Source organism: Bacillus sp. JK74, from assembly GCF_053663395.1.
The window spans coordinates 243042-263153 of record NZ_JBSJQB010000005.1 but is presented as its reverse complement, the minus strand read 5'-3'; the positions used below and the strand labels follow the sequence as shown (position 1 = coordinate 263153).

Below are 20112 nucleotides of genomic sequence, written 5' to 3'. Positions count from 1 at the left end.
ATTGGCAGTTGCCACCGATCAAGTCAAAACGTTCCTGCAGAAAATCAGCCATTCGAATTATATCGTCCGGGATCATCGCGTTCATCAAATCCGCGTCCTCCCGGGCGTGACTTTAATAGATATGCTGTATCGGCTCGCCGCCGGGTATCTCGGTGAAAGGCCTATAGAATTAAGACAGATTATTTTTAAGCAGCCTGTTGTAACATCTGAAGAGTTTGATAAACACCTGTATGTCACCTTTACGCCGGCGAGTGACAGCTGGAAAGTTGAGATCACAAGCGAAAAAGCAAAAAACGGCACACCGCTTGGCGGAAAACGGGATGAGAATATGGAATGTCAGCTTTATTTGCAAAAAGACACGCCCCGGGCAAAAGAACTGAATATTGAAGCATTCATGAAAAACGCAAGCCGAAAATGGGACATGCATGACATTTACGGAATTGCAAGAAGAAGCCATATTGAGCATGGCGAGTTTATGAAAAATGAAGGGGCTGTTTATCAGCTTCAGGATAAAGAAGAATTAATGGAGCTCACTCTGAGTGATTTGGCTGAAGGATTCCGGGAGAAATTTAAGGCGCATCCGGCTTTTTTAGATGCGTCCACCCTTGCCGGCTCTTCCTTTGCATTGTCGGCCCAAAAGCAGAATGACACACCTTATATTCCTTTTATGATTAATCGTTTTTGCATATATCAGCCGTTTCCGAAAACGATTTACACTTATTCTGCGAAAAACAGCCGCACTGAAAGCGGCGCATCAGATAGCGAACCTGATTTTTATTCGGCCGACTTCACGATTTACGACAGGGCGGGGAACGTATTGGCCGAATGTGAGAAACTGACAGTAAAAAGGGTCAGACAAGCGAATATGATTACCCATCTGATAGACAAAGAGAAGCCGCCTCAGCAGAACAGAAGCGGCCGTGGAGAGCCCGAAAGTCCTGTGGCCGCAGAAGACGTGTCTGAACAGCAAACGCCGGAACAAAACATGGTGACTTACATAAAGTCGGAAATCGCCAGGCTGATCAATCGTCCGGCACAGGCTATTGATGTGCGGAAAGGCTTTTATGATATGGGGCTTGACTCGGCGCATTTGCTGAAGCTTGTAAAGATATTAGAGCAGACTTTTCAGCAGCAGTTTTATCCGACACTGCTATTTGAATATTCATCTGTCCGCCGCCTTGCGGATTACCTTATCAATGAAGCGGGCTGTGTGCTGAAAGATTCGGCCGAAGAACGGCATACATCAGACGCTGACATTGCTGATGAGGTTCTGTTTTTTGAACCCGCCTGGAAAGATCATCCGCTGGAAACGGCGGTGCAGAACGGGCAAAAACACACCCGTCATCTCATTATCGCTGCCGATGCAGGAGCCCGTCTCACCGGTGAACTCGGCACATATTGCCCGGAAGCGGAAGTGATAGAACTGAAAAGGGAGCATGAGGTTGCAGATGAGCAGTTTGGAGCAGATGCCGAGCGCATATTTTGTATGCTCAAACGGGAACTGACAGACCATCCGAAAGAACATACATTGATTCAGCTTGTATGCGCCGTTGAGAATGGAGCGGCATTGTCTTCCGCTCTCGGGGCTATGCTGAAAACGGCCCATCTGGAAAATCCGGCTCTTCACACTCAGGTGATCACCTTTTGTGACAAGAATGAGAGATTGCTAAGTGAGACGGCCGCAATCATTAGAACAGAAGCAGACTGCTCTCGTGCAGGCTGCACAGACATTCGGTATAAAGACGATATGCGGCAGATCAGATTGTTCGAACGTATTGAGAAACCGGACGGACAGACACAGTCTCCTTGGAAACAAAACGGCGTATATGTCATTACAGGAGGCCTCGGCGGTCTTGGATTTCTGCTTGCCCGTCACCTTGCAGAAAAAGAAAAGGTGAAGCTCGCACTCATCGGCCGTTCGCCGGAACAGTCTGAGAAGATCAGCAGACTGAAAGCATTGGGAGCAGAAGTTCTTTATGTTCAAGCGGACATCGGCAGCAAAGCCGAAACAGAGCGGGCATTTGCTCAGATTACAGAAACTTTCGGCCGGCTGACGGGCATTTTTCATTGCGCCGGTGTTTTAAAAGATCAATTTATCATCCAAAAAGACAGTTCTGACTTGAAGCGGGTGTTCCTGCCGAAAATCAGCGGCCTGATTCATGCGGACGAAGCTTCACGGCATGAACCGCTTGAATTTTTCGCCGCATTTTCCTCATTCTCGGCGTTGACCGGAAATGCGGGCCAGACAGATTATGCCGCAGCGAACGCTTTTATGGATGAATATATGAAATATCGCGATTGCAAAGCGGAAAAAGGCGAACGGACAGGGGTTTCTATGACGATCAACTGGCCGCTTTGGGAAGATGGCGGCATGCAGGTTGACAGCTTGATGAAAGAGATCATGAATGATGCAACCGGCACCAGCCCGCTTCCGGCCGGGGAAGGGATGGCTTCACTTGAATATATGCTGCGTCTCGGCAAGCTGCAATCCGTTATTTTATACGGGAAGGAGCCTGCTGTAACTGAAAGCATGGCCCGATTGGTTCCGATGGCAGACAAGAACCGCTCTTCATTATCCCATGCAGCTGTCAAGAGAAGAAGCCGAAAACAAGAGAGACACACAGAAGAGCACGATATTGCGGTAATCGGATTGGCGGGAAGATATCCGCAGGCGGGAAGCATCGATGAATTTTACCAAAATCTGCGCTCAGGTAAAGACTGCATCACAACAATGCCGAAAGACAGATGGAAAGGTTATCCTTTCTCATATGAAGCAGATCAGTTCTACCGTTACGGAGGATTTTTAGATCGCATAGACAGCTTTGATCCGCTGTTTTTCAATCTGACTCCGCGCCAGGCTGAAATGATGGACCCGCAGGCGCGGCTGTTTTTAGAGACGGCTTGGGAAGCTTGTGAAGATGCCGGTTTTTATCAGGACAGAACGGCGCGCGGGCCATCTTCACAAAATAGAAAACGCGTCGGGGTATTCGCAGGTGTGTTTTGGAGCCATTATGAGCTGTTCGGCGCTGAAATCACACAGCGGGGCACACCGCTGTCTATGGGTGTGACGCCTGCCTCCGTTCCGAATATCGTGTCTCACTGCCTGAACTTTACAGGGCCGTCAATGGCTGTTGATACGATGTGCTCTTCTTCGCTCACATCCATACATTTGGCATGTGAAAGCATTAAAAGGGGGGAGTGCGAATTCGCCATTGCCGGAGGTGTTAATGCGGTCACACATCCGCATAAATATGCGTTTTTGGCGAATGCCGGTTTTCTGTCTTCAGAAGGCGTCTGCAAAAGCTTCGCCGACGGCGGTGACGGCTATGTGCCGGGAGAAGGCGTCGGCGCGGTGTTGCTGACAACTGTTCAAGAAGCGGAAAAGATGGGCTGTCCGATATATGGCGTCATAAAAGGCTCCGCTTTAAACCATGTCGGAAAAACATCCGGTTTGACCGTGCCTGATCCGGCATCACAGGCGGAAGTCATTACAGATTCCTTTCAGAGTGCCGGCATTGATCCGGAGACATTGAGTTATATTGAAGCTCACGGAACGGGGACGTCTCTGGGTGATCCGATTGAAATTGAAGGGCTGAGCCGCGCTTTCCGCAAATGGACAAACAAGAAGCGGTTTTGCGCCATCGGCTCTGCCAAATCAAATATCGGCCATTTAGAAGGAGCCGCCGGAATCGCCGGATTAACAAAGGTGCTTTTGCAGCTGAAGCATGGAGAAATCTTTCCGTCATTGCACGCGGACACGCTGAATCCCCATATTCCATTTCCGGATACGCCGTTTTATGTGGCGGACCGGCCGGAAGAATGGGAACGGCCGTCACATTCTGACCAGCCGAGAAGAGCGGGTTTAAGTTCTTTTGGCGCCAGCGGGAGCAATGCCCATTTTGTCATAGAAGAATATCTGCCGCCGCAGGCTGAAAAGAAATCGGTGAATATACGGGAAGACGAGCCGGTTCTGTTTCTGCTTTCGGCAAAAAATGAAGAACGGCTATTGGAATATGTCAAACGGTATGACCGCTTTTTACGGGAAAAAGAAGTCAACCTTAAAGACCTGGCCTACACGCTTCAAGCGGGCAGAGAAGCGATGCCTGAACGGCTGGCATTGATCGTTACATCCGTTTGCGGCCTGCAAGCGAAACTGAAGGCTGTGCTTGAACGGAAAACAGAAATTGAAGGGTGTTTCCGCGGACGTGCTCAAGATGATATTTCATCAAGGGGAATGGCCGAACTTTTGAAAAACAAGCAATATTCCAGATTGCTCACTGAGTGGGCAAAAGGAGCCGCCGTTGACTGGAGCCTGTTATACGAAGGAGAGAAGCCGAAACGGGTCAGCCTTCCTGTATATCCGTTCGCGAAGGAGCGGTATTGGGTGCCTGTGCCTGCGGATATCCGGAAACAGACAGACGAAACGGCGGAAAACCAAAAGATCATTCTTCAAAAAGACTGGAAGCAGCAAGATCCGGCGGAATCTGAAGCATTATCAGGAACAGTAATGATACTTGCAACTGATAAGACGAGGCGATTGGCCGATGCTCTTTTTAAAGGAAACGGCCATATTGAAACGATCTGCTTCATTCATCAGGCAAAAGACGGCGCCGATTATTACGCCGCCGCATCGGGGCGAAACCTTTACGGCAGAGTGCGGGAGTCTCTTCAAAACAAACAGATACTCGGGGTCGTCGACATAACCGCATATGATGCGGAATATGAACGGCGGGAAGATATAGAATACGGAAAGCTTGCCTTTTTACAGCAGGCTCTGGAATCATTCCATCATAGCGGCGCTGTGTTCAGCCAAGTGACACACCGTCTCCAGCCTTTCAAGGAAAGTAAACCTCTGATGCAAGGGGCGAAAACAGCGGGGCTGTACCGGATGCTGGGTGCTGAGTATGCCAACATTCATTCTTTTACAATAGATAGCGATTGTGCGATTGAGCATACAGAAGAGTTAAGCAGACAGATTGAGACTGAATTTTTACAGCCGCGGGCCAAAAGCGGCAGTGAATGCTGCTACAGGCTGAATCGCCGTTATGTGCCGTTTCTGAAGCCGGGTACGAATGTGTCTGCGGTGCCTGAGCTTTCCTATTCGTCTGATGATGTGCTGTTAATAACGGGCGGATCGCGCGGGATCGGCGCAATTGCGGCGGAGCATGCCGTTTCACGCGGGTGCAGAAAACTGGTCATCATGGGGCGGGAGCCGCTTCCCGATTCCTCAGAGTGGGCAGACATGAAAAAGGACGGCATTCTCCCGGAAAAAGCCGAGCGGATGCAGAGGTTAGCCGAGCGGGGCGCGGAGATCCGTTATTACAGCGTTTCTCTTACGGATCAAAAGGGGCTCCGGAACATGACGGACAGCATCCGCGGCACGTTGGGACCGATTACCGGCGTTTTTCATTGCGCGGGTGCAATGGGAGAACACCCCGCCTTTTATAACAAAACCGAAACTGAAATCGAAAGCGTTTGCACGCCGAAAGTAACTGGGCTTTGCGGTCTCTATGAAGCCGTTCAGAATGAGCCGCTGTCGTTTTTTATTTTGTTCTCATCCGTTTCGGGTCTGATCCCTTCGCTTGCTGCGGGGCAAAGTGACTACGCGATGGCTAATTCATTTATGGACTCTTTTGCAAATCATCAGGCAGGTAAAGGAAACGTGTTTGTTAAAGCCGTTCAATGGCCCGTCTGGAAAGAAACCGGCATGGCTGAAGGCCTGCCGGAAACACCTGCTTATCAAAAATCAGGACTTTCCAGGCTGTCTGCCGAAGACGGACTGAAGTTTTTAGATTACATCATATTAAACGGACAAAGCTGCGGAATTCCTTGTGTTCCCGAAGACAGTGATGCTGATTTTGGTGATCTTCTGAAGGTGAAGAAAACTGAAGCGCCCATGAAAAAAAGCACTGCCGGTGACCAAAAGGTGAAGGATATGATTCGTCAATGGGTGCGCACCGTTTTCAGCGAAGAACTGAAAATGACGGATGAGCAGATAAAAGATGATATGCCGTTTGATGAATACGGGATTGACTCAATACTCTTTGCGGAATTGGTTCAATCATTGCAAAAACGGATCAGCATAAAGTTAACACCGTCCTTAATGCTTCAATATCAAACGATTACAGAAATGGTTGACTATTTCGCAGCGCATCATGAAACCGATTTTATGACAAAAGAAAATGGTTTCGTTCAAGACATGGACGTCCAGCCTGATGTAACCGCCGCTGAAGAGAGAACATCCATGAAGCCGAAAGCGGATACCGAAGACGATATTGCCGTCGTCGGCATGTCCTGCCGTTTTCCGGGGGCGGGCGGAACGGATGCTTTTTGGGAGCTGCTGATGAAAGGGAACACCGCCATCCGGCCTGTCCCCGCATCGCGCTGGCATGCAACAGCACATGCAAAGGATTATGCGGGGTGGATTGATGATATCGACATGTTTGATGCGGGCTTTTTCGGCATCTCTGAAAAAGACGCGGCAGTTATGGACCCGCAGGCGCGGATCATATTAGAAGAAGCGGTTCATTCCGTTTATGATGCCGGGTACGGACAAAAGGATTTGTCGGGCCGGAAAGTCGGCGTATACATCGGCGGCAGGGCGCAGCCTTCAGCCGGTATGGAACATATCCTGCAGGCGCCTAATCCGATTTTGGGGGCGGGGCAAAACTATTTGGCGGCCAACATTTCACGATTTTTGAATGTCACAGGGCCGAGCCTTGTCGTGGATACAGCATGTTCCTCAGGGCTGATCGGGCTGTCCTTTGCAAAAGACGCCCTTTTGGCCGGAAGGATTGACGCGGCCTTAGTCGGTTCGGTGAGTCTGCTCTTATCTCCGTCCGCGCACCGATTATTCGGAGCGCGCCATATTTTAAATGAGAACGGTGTGTTTCATATATTCGACCGTGAATCAGCGGGAGAAGTGCTCGGAGAAGGAGCGGGGGCGGTTTTTATCAAGCGATTGAGCGATGCGGTGCGGGACGGAGACCGTATTTACGGCGTCATAAAAGCCGTCTCGGTAAACAATGACGGCCGGACGCTCGGTCCCGGTTCACCGAATATAAGGGCGCAGAGAGACGTCATTCAAACTGCGCTTAATATGGCGGAAAAGTCGCCCGAAGACATCGGATATATAGAAGTGAACGGAGGCGGTTCCCCAATCGTTGATTCGGTGGAAATCAAGGCGCTCTCAGATGTCTATCAGCTGAACCGGAAAACGCTTCTGCCCTGCCGGATCGGATCAGTGAAACCGAATGTAGGGCATTTGCTTCTGTCTTCAGGTCTTGCGGGCTTCATCCGATGTGTGCTGAGCGTCTATCATAAGCGGATTCCGCCTTTCTTATCAGCGCGTGAGCCATTTGAACATTATGACTTTGAAGCGTCGCGTATTCATTTTAATCGTGAACCCGTTGATTGGCATTCAGAGAAGAAACCCCGCGTCGCAGCTCAGAGTTCATTTCCTGACGGCGGGACAAATGCTCATATCCTCGTTGAAGAATACAGAGGTGAAAGGCAGCGGGAATATCACCGGGCGCCCCAGCCGCCGGAATTCAGAAAAAAACACTACCCGCTTTTGGGCGGCTGGAACAGCACGGAAAGTGAACCGGAAAAAACAAGTAATGAAAAAACGGACATTGCGGATCTTTTAAAGAAATATGAGAAAAAAGCAGAGACAAGCACTGCACCTGCAGACTCGTTTTGGCAGGTGACAACGTGACGTTTTTAAAAGGGGACTAACCATGAAAAAAACAGTGAATCTGCGCCTGACGGCAGAACATCCCATTATGAAAAACCATCTTGTTCACGGAGAATCTGTCATGCCCGGTCTGGCCTATATTGATATGCTGTATCAGCTGGCAAAGCAAAGCCTTGATCTTTCATTCCGTTCCATCTGTCTGAAACGGGTGACCATTTATCATCCTTTATCAGTGAAGCGGTCAGAGCGGCTTGATGTGAGTGTCATATTCAGTAAAGAAAAGGAGTTCTGGACTGCCTCGATTTGCGGGGCGGATTCCGGGACGGTTTTCTTATCCGCGGAGATGCATGAAGGAGTCTTCTCATCAGACAGGCGTCTTGACGCAGGGGAGAAAAAACAACAAGCCGCACTTCCATCAGTCTCCTTGCATGCGGTTTACGAAGACGCGAGAAGCCGCGGACTGTCGCATGACGGGCTGATGAAGCCGGAGGGAGAGATCTATGCTTATGAAGAGGAATGTTTCCTTGATATTCGGCAGTCTGATTCATGCCGGGAAAATCTCCCCGGCGCGCTCTTTCATCCCGCGCTGATGGACGGTGCCGCCATGGCCTCCGGCGTATTGCAGACAGCTGCAGGCGCCGAGTTATTTTTACCGATTTATTATGAGTCGTTTATTGCCGCTGAGACTGTTACGGAGCGCTGTTACACGGTGATTTCGAAAAAGTCCGGCACGCCTTCTGAAATGGTGAAAATGGATATTGACTTTTACAACCTCAGCGGCGTGCATATTGCTTCACTGCTCGGCCTGACAGCCAAAAAGGTGCGGACGGACCGGCAGCTGATACCAGGCGTTCAGCAGATGGAGGAAACCTTATACCGCATTTTCTCGACATACGTAGGCCGTCCTGTCACAAGAAATGATGCGCACACCGTGTTTTTTGAATTAGGTCTTGAATCGTCACAGCTTCTGGCCATTATTAAAGACATCGAAGGGGCGTTTGATCTGCGTCTGAATCCGACTCTTTTATTTGAGTGCAGCAGCATATCCGAACTGCTTGAAGACATAAAAACAAAAGGAACAGATGAATCTTCCGGCCTTGTCGCGGATGCAGCACCGGTCTCTGAAACGCAATTAGGCAGTCAGACATTTACTTTCTATGAACATGAAGCATTCCTTCAGGATCATCTGGTTTTCGGCAAACCGGCACTGATGGGTGTAGTGTATCCGTGTCTGGTGCTTGAAGCATCCGGAGCATCTCGTTCCGGCACGTATCCCGCCGAGCTGAAAGATATCCGCTTTACGGGCGGGCCCGTCACGCTGGAGCCGGGTGAGGCCGCGCAGATTGACATTTCATTTGCGGCAGAAAAGAGTGCCGAACGCTTTACCGCAAGCTGCACTGTCTCCGGTAAAGAAAGCCGGAAGACATGTGCCGAAGGAGAAATAAACAGATATACAGAGGCACCCATAAAAAAATCATATGACGTTGAACAAATGAAGTCGCATGCACAAAAGGTGGCGCCGGATGTCATTTCCCGTCTGTACGATTCGGTTGCCGACTTCACGATAGGCCCGATGCTGAAAACGGTAACGGCGGGATACAAAATGAGTGAGAGCTCCTTTTTATTGCAGCTGGACTTATCAGGAAAAAAAGAAAAAGGCGATCTGCATCACTTTGCATTTGACCCGCTTATTTTGAATTCATGTTATATGTCGCTCGGTGAAGAAGAATTGCAGCTGAAAAAGCGGATTCACGTCCCGCTCATGATTGAGAGGCTGACGCTTTACGGACCTGTCATGTCTGATACCGTCTATGTGGTGAATACAATCAAACATAAAAAAGACGGGTTTCTCTCATTTGATGCCGCAATCCTCAGTCATACCGGGGAACAGCTGGCGGAATTGAAAAATGCGTCTGTGAAAGAAGTGCTTCAGCCAAATCGGCTTGAAAATGCGTCTTTTGCCCCGTCCGGGAATCAAAGCCGTCAGGAAACGAAAGGAAAACCGCTGGATATTGCCGTTGTCGGGATTTCCGGCAAGTATCCGCAGGCCGATGATATCGATGCGTTTTGGGATAATCTCAAACAAGGCAAGGATTGTATTACCGAAATTCCGAAAGACCGCTGGAAATGGGAACATTACTTTTCCGAGGACCGGACGGCGCCGGGAGCGATCTACAGCAAATGGGGCGGGTTCATTGACGGGATCGCCGATTTTGATCCTGAGTTTTTTAAGATTTCCCCCCGGGAAGCGGAACACCTTGATCCCCAGGAGCGGCTGTTTTTAATGCATGCTTGGATGGCCATGGAGGATGCGGGATATACGAGGACATCACCTGAACTGGGCCGTCAGGTAGGCGTGTATGCCGGTGTCATGTATCAGGAATACCCGCTATTCGCGGCTGAAGCGGGAGTGAAAGGACGGCATATCGGGCTCCCCGGCGGGATTTCATCCATTGCTAACCGTGTCTCCTATTTTTGTGACTTTCAAGGGCCGAGCATTTCGGTCGATACGATGTGTTCGGGTTCGCTGACTTCATTGTACATGGCGTGCCGGGATCTGCGGGATCATCGGATTCGCGCGGCGCTTGCCGGCGGAGTGAATCTCACCGTTCATCCTAACAAGTACTTCATGCTGAGCCAGGGGCAGTTCATCTCATCTAAAGGACACTGCGGGAGTTTCGGCGCCGGGGGTGACGGCTATATTCCGGCAGAAGGGGTCGGGGTGCTGCTTCTTAAACGTTTAGAAGACGCCGTACAAGACGGAGATCGGATTTACGGCGTCATTAAAGGAGCTGCCATTAATCACGGCGGGAGAGCGAGCGGTTACACCGTACCGAACCCCAAGGCGCAAAGCGAAGTCATTTCTCAAGCTTTACAGGAAGCGGGGGTATCTCCGGGCCGGATCAGCTATGTGGAAGCGCACGGGACGGGGACAAAATTAGGCGATCCGATTGAAATCCGGGCTTTAACCGATGCATTCGGTGATGTTTCTGAAACATGTCTCATCGGGTCTGTCAAATCAAATATCGGACATGGGGAATCGGCAGCAGGCATCGCCGCTGTCACAAAAGTGCTGCTGCAGATGAAGCACAGACAAATCGCCCCATCCTTGCATGCTGATGTTTTAAATCCGAATATCCAATTTGATGAAGGGCCGTTTTCCGTCTGCCGTGAATTAACAGATTGGAAACGGATTTCAGCAGACGGAGAAGAACAGCCGCTCAGGGCGGGGATCAGCAGCTTTGGTGCGGGCGGTTCTAACGCGCATATCATTATTGAAGAATATGAGGCTCCTGTCAAACAAGCAATCAGCAGCCAAGAGCCGGCGGTCATTCTGCTGTCTGCAAAAAATGGGGAGCGTCTGACAGAATATGCGGAGCGCCTTCTTGCTTTTCTTCAAAAGAAGCATATTGATAAGCCGGACTTATTTGATGTCGCGTACACTTTACAAGCGGGGCGGGAAGCGATGGATGAGCGGCTGGCTCTTATTGCGGGCTCCCTTAAGGAGCTGGAGGACAAGCTCAGATCGTACTTGGAAAATGAAAACGCACCGCATCTTTACAGGGGACGGGCGAAGCGAAATCATGAGACAGTGGCTGTGTTTGAATCTGATGAAGATCTGCAGGAAGCCATGGTTAAATGGCTGAAAAAGAGAAAGTACGGTCATTTGCTGAAAATGTGGGTGCAGGGAGTCGATGTGGACTGGAACTTGTTATATTCGGGACAAAAACCCCGGAGAATCAGTCTTCCCGCCTATCCGTTTGCAAAAGTCAGATGCTGGATTCAAGATGAAGCCGAGGCGGTTTCAAAAAGGGATGACGGCAAAACGGTGATCCATCCGCTGCTCCATGAAAACACATCCGATCTTTGGGAGCTGAAATTCACCTCTGTTTTTACCGGACGGGAATTCTTTTTCACTGATCACTCAGTCAATGGACAGAAGGTGCTCCCGGGAGCCGCCGTGATCGAAATGGCCAGAGCGGCCGTTGAGCGTGCCGCATACGCTGTGCCGGACGGACGTAAAGGAATGTATTTGAAAGATATCATATGGATGAGGCCTGTCATTCATAAAGGGACGGATGTAGAAGTCCATATCAGCCTTATTCTTAAGGAAAATGAAGACATTGAATTTACGATTTACAGTCTATCGGAAGAACCTGGGGGAGAACGGATTTTATACAGTAAAGGCACCGCGGTATCGGGAGAGATAGCAGCGGCTCCGTCTGTTCATTTAGAGGGCTGGCTGTCCGGCTGCAGCCAATCGGTTATGACGTCTGATGAGGTTTATCAGGCTTTCCGGCATGCGGGTATGATCTACGGGCCGAGCCATCAAGGCATTGATCAGCTGATGACCGGAGAGAGGGGGGCTGCAGCCCGGCTGTCGCTGCCGGAAACGGCAGACAGTACCGCCGATCAGTTTGTCATCCATCCGAGCCTTCTGGATGCCGCGTTTCAGGCGTCACTGGGGGCCGGTTCAGATACTGCCGGAGACACTCCGATGCTGCCGTTTTCCCTGCGGCAGGCAGAAATATTTCAGCCGACTCAGAAAACGATGTGGGCGCTTGTCCGCAAACAGAGCGATCGGTCAGATAACGGAGCGCTGACGCTGGATATTGATTTATGTGATGAAAACGGCGCTGTTTGTATGAGATTGACAGGGTTCTCCTGCCGGGCTGTCCGGCAGACAAACCAAACCGAAAGCAAACGGCAGGAAGTTCAGACGGCGATGCTAGCCCCTGTTTGGGACAAAACTTTCTTTTCCCTGGAAGAAAATCGAGCGGTTGATCAGGAACAATTGCTGATCATCGGAAAGCCGGGAAATACCATAAAGGCCGCGGCAAAAATGTGGCCCCGCGCCCATCTGGCGGAGACGCCGGATCATTCAAGCGAGCAAACATTACGTGAATTGACAGCCGGGTATCAAGATATCCGCCATTTCTTATGGATTGCGCCGGATCGTTTCGCACCCGCATCCGTCAGTCAGGAAATGCTTGATGAGCAGGAGAATGGGGTGATTCAATGTTTCCGTTTCATCAAAGCGCTGCTGTCACTCGGGTATGGAAACCGAAACATCAGCTTTACAGCGGTCACCCGGCAGACACAGTCCGTGTATCCGGGTGATCTGCCGCAGCCTGAGCATGCAGGCGTACACGGTTTGATCGGCTCATTGGCAAAAGAATATCCGAACTGGGACATCAGGCTGATTGATGCAGAAGAAGGCAGTGATTCGTCTGAGATGAAAAACATCTGGCGCCTTCCTCCAGATCCGGACGGAAATGCTGCCGCGTACCGTAACGGAGCTTGGCATAAGCAAAAAACAGTCCGGGTGCTGACAAGTTCCGCTCCGCGTATGTCGTACAGAGAAGGCGGCGTTTATGCTGTCATCGGCGGAGCGGGCGGCATCGGAGAAGCATGGAGCAAATACATGATCACCCGTTACAAGGCACGGATGATATGGATCGGCAGGCGGCCGAAGGATCAGGAGATTCAGAGCAAAATAGACAGGCTGGCGCTATCAGGCCCCGCGCCGCATTATATACAGGCTGATGCTCAAGATGCCGCAGCGCTTAAAGCGGCCGTCCGTTCCGTAAAAGAGCAATACGGCAATATAACGGGAGTCATCCATTCCGCGATAACGCTTGCCGACAAAAGTATGGCGAATATGGATGAAGCTTCTTTCAGAAACGCTTTTTCAGCTAAGGTGAATACGAGCGTCCGAATGATCGAAGCTTTTAAGGGAGAGCCGCTTGATTTTGTGCTGTTTTTCTCATCCGTTAATTCTTTCACAAAAAATGCCGGGCAAAGCAACTATGCGGCAGGGTGTACATTTCAAGACGCCTTTGCCCGCCATATCGCTTCCTTGCTTGATTGTGAAGTGAAAGTCATGAATTGGGGATATTGGGGCAGTCTGGGCGTTGTATCAGACCCGTCTTACAGAAAACGGATGGAGGCGTCAGGGATCGGTTCTATTGAACCCGATGAAGCAATGGAGGCGCTGGAAGTCTTACTATCAGAACCGTTCAGCCAAGCGGCATTCATCAAAGCTGCTCCGCACGGCTTAGCCGCACTGACGGATCAAGATGCAATATCGGTTGTATCCGGCCCGGAGCCTTCATTTATGGAAAGCGTCAAGCGGCAAAATCCGGATCGGAATGAACGGCTTGAGACTTTAAAACGAGAAATGGAGTTGCGCATATGAACAGCCTTCTTTGCAAACTGCTCTTTTACCAATTACAGTCAATCGGGTTTTTCAGCGAGCCTGTCACCACACCTGCAGCATCCATGGGGAGCGCCGGCGTGATCGGCACATACGGCAGATGGCTGGAAGAAAGCCTGAATCTATTAAAAGAAAACGGATATATCGCGTATGACGGATACACGATCACTCTTCTCGCGGATCAGCGCCCGGACGGCCGCACAGTCTGGAATGAGTGGAATGCCCATAAACGCCTGCTTCCCAAGGGGGAGCTTGCGCAAGCTGAATTGGCCGAGGCGACGATAAAAGCGATGCCTTCAATTTTAAAAGGAGAACGTCCGGCTACGGATATCGTATTTCCCGATTCATCAATGCGGCTCGTTGAAGGTGTTTATAAGCATAATCCCGTTGCGGATTATTTTAATGAAGTGTTAGCAGATTCCGCGGCCGCTTACCTGAAAGCCTATCTTACAGAACATCCCGATGCCCGTATCAGGCTGATAGAAGTAGGGGCCGGGACGGGCGGAACGAGCGCCATGCTGTTTACAAAACTGAAACCATTCGCAAAACAGATTGCGGAATATTGTTATACGGACGTTTCTAAAGCTTTTTTAATGCATGCCGAACAGGAATACGGACCTGATGTGCCGTATTTGACAACAGCCTTGTTTAATGCAGAGGAGCCTTGCGAATCACAAAATATCAAAACGGGTGTTTACGATATTGTCATCGCCGCCAATGTGCTTCACGCCACAAAAAATATCGGTTTGACACTGCGCCGTCTGAAAGCGCTCCTGAAATACAACGGGATGATTTTGATAAACGAAATCAGCGATCGTTCTGTTTTTACCCATTTAACCTTCGGGCTGCTTGACGGCTGGTGGTCCTATGAGGATGCTGAGCTTCGGATTCCGGGAAGTCCCGGCCTATATCCAAAATCGTGGGAGCGTGTGCTGCATTCGGAAGGATACAGAGCGGTTTGTTTCCCTGCTGAAACGGCTCATGATTTAGGCCAGCAGATTATCGCAGCTGAGAGTGACGGACTCGTCCGGATGCAAGGGATCAGAGACGGCAGAAAGCCATACGCCGCCCCGGCCGAAGTTTTCCGAAAGCCCGCACAGCCTGTTTCCCGCAGCCGCGCGCCAGAGGAGCATCAAGCTGTTAAGGCTGATGGGGAATCGGTCGCTTCCCATGTCCGCTCTGTCATCAAAACAAGTATTGCCGATGTATTAAAAATGAAAGAAGAGGATATTCAGGAAGAACTGAATTTCTCTGAATACGGCATTGATTCCATTTTGGCCGTCAATGTGATTAACGAGATTAATAAGCGATTGAATCTTACACTGCAGACAACGATTTTATTTGATTACTATCATGTGAAACTGCTGACCGGTTATATCTCGGAAGAATACGAAACCATCATAGCCTCATCTCTGGAGACCGAAAGAGCGAAAATCCGCCCGGCGCTTCAGGAAGAACGGCCTGCTGAAAAACCTTTGCAGACGGAAAGAAAGGAAAACGGTTATCAGAAACCGAAACAAGAACGTATGCCGTCTTCTTTCGCAAAGTCCGATGACTCGGGAATGTTCCGGGTTGTGATTGACCGTCCGGGCGGCATTGAAGATCTGACGATTGCCCGCAGTGAAGTGCCCGAGACAAAAGATGACGAAGTTCAAATAGCCGTCCGCGCCTTTTCTTTAAACTTCGGAGACTTGCTTTGTGTCAGAGGGCTGTATCCGACAATGCCGCCTTATCCGTTCACTCCGGGATTTGAAGCAAGCGGCGTCGTGATCAAGACAGGGAGGCATGTAACATCCGTCATTCCGGGTGATGAAGTGATTGTCGGCATGGGAGAGGAATTTGGATCTCAGGCGAATCTCATCACATGTAAAGAACATCAAGTCTATCATAAACCGGCCCGGCTGACCTTTGAAGAAGCATGCGCTCTTCCCACCGTGGCGGTGACAATGATAGACGCCTTCCGGAAAGCCGGACTTAAAAAAGGCGAAAAAATATTAATTCAGACCGCGACGGGAGGAACGGGGCTGATCGCGGTGCAAATGGCCCGGCATATCGGCGCGGAAATATATGCAACGGCCGGATCACAGAAAAAAATTGAGTATCTCCATTCGCTCGGGATCCACAATACCATTTGCTATTTGGAAGAAGACTTTGAAACGGAAATCATGCGAATGACCGGCGGCCGTGGGGTGGATGTTGTCATTAATACCCTGGCCGGTGATGCCATGCAAAAAGGAATGAACTGCCTGGCGCCGGGCGGAAGATATATCGAAATTGCCATGACTGCGCTGAAATCCGCTAAATCAGTCGACTTGTCCGTCCTTCATAACAATCAATCGTTTCACAGCGTGGATTTGCGGAAGCTCTCCCTTCAAAATCCGGATCAGGTCAAGGACTATCAATTGGAACTGCAGCGGCTGGCGGAAGAGGGAGTCATTCAGCCTGTCATCTCAAAAATCTTTTCCTTTGAAGATATAAAAGAAGCGTATCACTGTCTGGATGACCGCGGAAATATCGGGAAAATCGTCATCAGCGTTTCTGAGCCGTATCAAATCACGTACCGCCCCGAACAAAAGGATCCGGCCGAAACAGTAAAAGCAGCAGCTGTGTTACCTGAAAAAGAACCGATCGCGATTATCGGGATGAGCGGGCGGTTTGCTGAATCGGAGAATGTCCATGAGTTTTGGGAAAACTTAGCCGCCGGACGGGATCTGATTAAAAAAGCAGACAGATGGGATGTCTCTGACAGCCAATGCCAGTATGGCAGTTTTATAGAGGACATTGAATGTTTTGACCCCGTTTTCTTTCATATATCAGGACGTGAAGCGACCTATATGGACCCGCAGCAGAGGCTGTTTTTGGAAGAATCATGGAAAGCGCTTGAAGATGCGGGATATGCGGGAGACTCGGTAAGAGGCCGGGAATGCGGCGTGTATGCCGGCTCCTGCGGCGGAGATTACCAGGCCATTTTTAAACAGCAGGGGCCCGCGCAGGCTTTTTGGGGCAATCATAATTCCGTCACTCCGGCAAGGATCGCCTATCACCTTAATTTACAAGGGCCGGCGATCACTGTTGATACAGCATGTTCCAGTTCGCTGACAGCCATTCATTTGGCATGTCAGGGGCTCTGGACGAAAGAAACGGAAATGGCGGTGGCGGGCGGGGTTTTCATTCAATCCACTCCCGCTTTTTATCAGTCGTCAAATAAGGCGAATATGCTGTCACCGACCGGGCGCTGCCATACGTTTGATCAAAGCGCGGACGGCTTCGTGCCGGGTGAAGGCGTGGGAGCCGTGGTGCTGAAACGTCTTAGCGACGCCGTCAGTGACGGAGATCATGTGTACGGCGTCATAAAAGGCTCTGCAATGAATCAGGACGGCGCTACAAACGGAATAACCGCTCCAAGCGCGCTTTCTCAAGAACGATTGGAACGGCATGTCTATGATACTTTTCACATTAATCCGGAAACCATTCAAATGGTGGAAGCTCACGGAACGGGCACTGCACTGGGAGACCCGATCGAATTCAGCGCCTTAACGCGCGCTTTCCGCCGTTATACGGATAAAAAAGGATATTGCGCCATCGGCTCTGTGAAAACCAATCTCGGACATGCCGCTGCGGCCGCGGGGATGGCCGGACTGTTTAAAATCCTGCTGTCGCTGAAGCATCGGCAGATTCCGGCTTCCCTGCATTTTCATCAAGCCAATCAGCATATTCAATTTGCGGACAGCCCGTTTTTTGTGAATGAAAAGCTGATACCGTGGGAACGGAATTCGGATGCACCGCGCAGAGCCGCCATCAGTTCATTCGGATTCAGCGGAACAAATGCCCATCTTGTGATTGAAGAGGCGCCGCAAACCGTGCGCCGGTCACCGGCAAAACCGGCCTGCCTCATTCCTTTATCTGCGCGGACGGAGCGTCAGCTGGAAATTCAGGCAGAACGCCTGCTGGATTCACTCAGCAAGAACAAAGACAGCGATCTGGGAAATATAAGTTATACGCTCCTGCTCGGCAGAAAGCATCTGCATCACCGGTTTGCCTGTATCGTAAGCAGTGCGGACGAACTGAAGCGGGTATTATCGGAGTGGCTTGTAAAAAGAGAGCTTCCGGGTGTGTTTGTGTCCAATTTGAAGGATCAGAAGCCGGCAGACGAAGCCGGAATGAAAACATTCGGAATGGAATGCATTGAACAGTGCCGCTCGGCGGCTTCGCCCGCGCAGTACAGAGAAAGCCTGGCACATATCGCTGACCTTTTTTGCAGAGGATATGATCTTCCTTTCACACGGCTTTTTGACGCAGGGCAATATTATAAAACGCCGCTGCCTGCCTACCCGTTTTTAAAAGAAAGGTATTGGGCGGCTGATGTAAACAGTTCTTTACCAGGCCAAGCCATGAAAAAGTCTGAAACGCAAACCGTTCCCCCGTCTTCGCCGCAGCCTGAACATGAAGGTCTGATTTCTCTGAGTCCTTTAACTGAGATCGAAATGACAGCGTTTGAATCGGAGACATTGCAAAAACCGATCGTGTTACAGCCTTTGGATTGTACTGTTTCTGTCCATCAGCCGGAAAACGCAGTTTCCGAAGACAATAGAACATTGCTTGAAGAATTGAGGATAAGCCTGGCAGATATTTTATTTTTGTCACCGGAAGATATTGATGCTGATGAGCCTTTCATCGACATGGGGCTTGACTCCATTATCGGGGTGGAATGGATACAAACAGTAAATAAAACGTACCACACTGAGATTACTGCCAATAAGGTGTATGAACACCCGACGCTTGAGGAGCTTGCGGAATATATAGCGGGGCAAATAACGAAACCCGAGTATGCTGAAGCGGAGGAAACAGCGGTACGTCCGCAAATCCCGGAAGCAGAAACTCCCCTTATCGGCATCTCTGACGGCACTTTGCGCAAAGAGCTCAAAGAAAGCCTTGCGGACATCCTGTTTCTGAAGCCGGAAGATATTGATGAGCATGAGGCATTCATTGACATGGGGCTGGATTCTATTATCGGTGTGGAATGGGTTCAGTCCATTAATAAAACGTATCAAGCGTCTATTACAGCAAATCTGGTCTATGAATATCCGACAATCGCAAAATTAGCCGGGTATCTGACCGGTTCTGTCCAAAAAGACACTGAGGAAGTACATGGGGAACATACGAAACAAAACGATATATCAGAAGAGACAGATGATCAAGAACCGCCCGAACTGATCTGTCTTAACCCGGGAGGAAAGGGAAGACCGATTTTCTGGTTTCATTCCGCGCTGGGGGCAGTGGAGCTGTACCAGCCTGTTGCCGAACGGACCGGGCGTCCTTTTTACGGAATTCAGGCAAGAGGATGGATGACAGACCGGGAACCGATCCGCGGCATTAAAAACATGGCGGAATATTACGTTAAGCTCATACGTACCGTGCAGCCCCGGGGTCCTTACGATGTAGGCGGCTATTCATTAGGGGGCATGCTCGCTTATGAAGTCACCCGGCAATTGCAGCTGGCTGGAGAAACCGTTGAGTCAATCGTCATGCTTGACTCCTTTGACTCGGCGGGCGCACGGGAAATAAACATTCCTGATGAATTATTTGATAAAAATATGATGCTGCAGACGGTGAACATGGCTTTATTTGCACCAATTTATCAACATCCGGAACGCATTTCTGAAACCTTGATTCACCGTGATGAACTAGATGCCGATCTTCATGAAGACATATTTTTAGAGCAATTAATAGCAAAAGCCAAACAGCGGGGGTTAACGAAGACGGACGCGTTGGTGAAAAATCTGATCAGGCAGAATATAAACGTTCAGGACGCTTACGAAATCACTGATTACGAACTCCTGCCGCTTCCTGATCCGAACGGGGTGACATGCTATTATTTCCGAAATAAAAACGGTATTTTCTTGGGTGAGCTTGATCCGTATTTTACGATCAGGGCCGATATTTTATCCGCTGATTTCGTCAACTACTGGAGCCAGTGGCAAGAGCATATGACAAACATCGCCATCATGGATGTGGCGGTATCCAACCATATGACGTTATTGGCTGAAGACAGCGCAGCCGAAACGATTTCTGAATTTTGCGGCGTTTTATATTCGGCAGACGGAATGACAGAACACAGCTTTCTGCAGCTGCAGGAAAAGATACTGAACGTGCATGGTGAGATGCTGAAGCAGCCCGCCAAAACAAGACCGTAAATTCA

Annotated in this window: 3 protein-coding genes; all 3 read left to right on the top strand. The window is 50.0% G+C overall.

Translation table 11 applies throughout. From position 1 onward, the window contains the following. Window position 1: 1 nt before the first annotated feature. From ACWJJ5_RS15905 to ACWJJ5_RS15895, 3 genes are read left to right on the top strand one after another with little or no spacing between them, the layout of a single operon-like run. Window positions 2-7717 carry an SDR family NAD(P)-dependent oxidoreductase gene (locus tag ACWJJ5_RS15905; protein WP_454022521.1) on the top strand — a complete coding sequence of 2572 codons (7716 nt, stop codon included), beginning with the start codon at window positions 2-4 and terminating at the stop codon, window positions 7715-7717. Between the two features lie 22 nt (window positions 7718-7739). Next, the gene (locus ACWJJ5_RS15900) at window positions 7740-13895 is read left to right on the top strand and encodes an SDR family NAD(P)-dependent oxidoreductase (protein WP_454022520.1); all 6156 of its coding nucleotides are present in this window, start codon (window positions 7740-7742) and stop codon (window positions 13893-13895) included. Then, window positions 13892-20107 (top strand): beta-ketoacyl synthase N-terminal-like domain-containing protein, encoded by a 6216-nt coding sequence (locus ACWJJ5_RS15895; RefSeq protein ID WP_454022519.1) that lies wholly within the window; start codon window positions 13892-13894, stop codon window positions 20105-20107. Before ACWJJ5_RS15900 ends, ACWJJ5_RS15895 begins: the two co-directional genes overlap by 4 nt. Window positions 20108-20112: the final 5 nt, after the last annotated feature.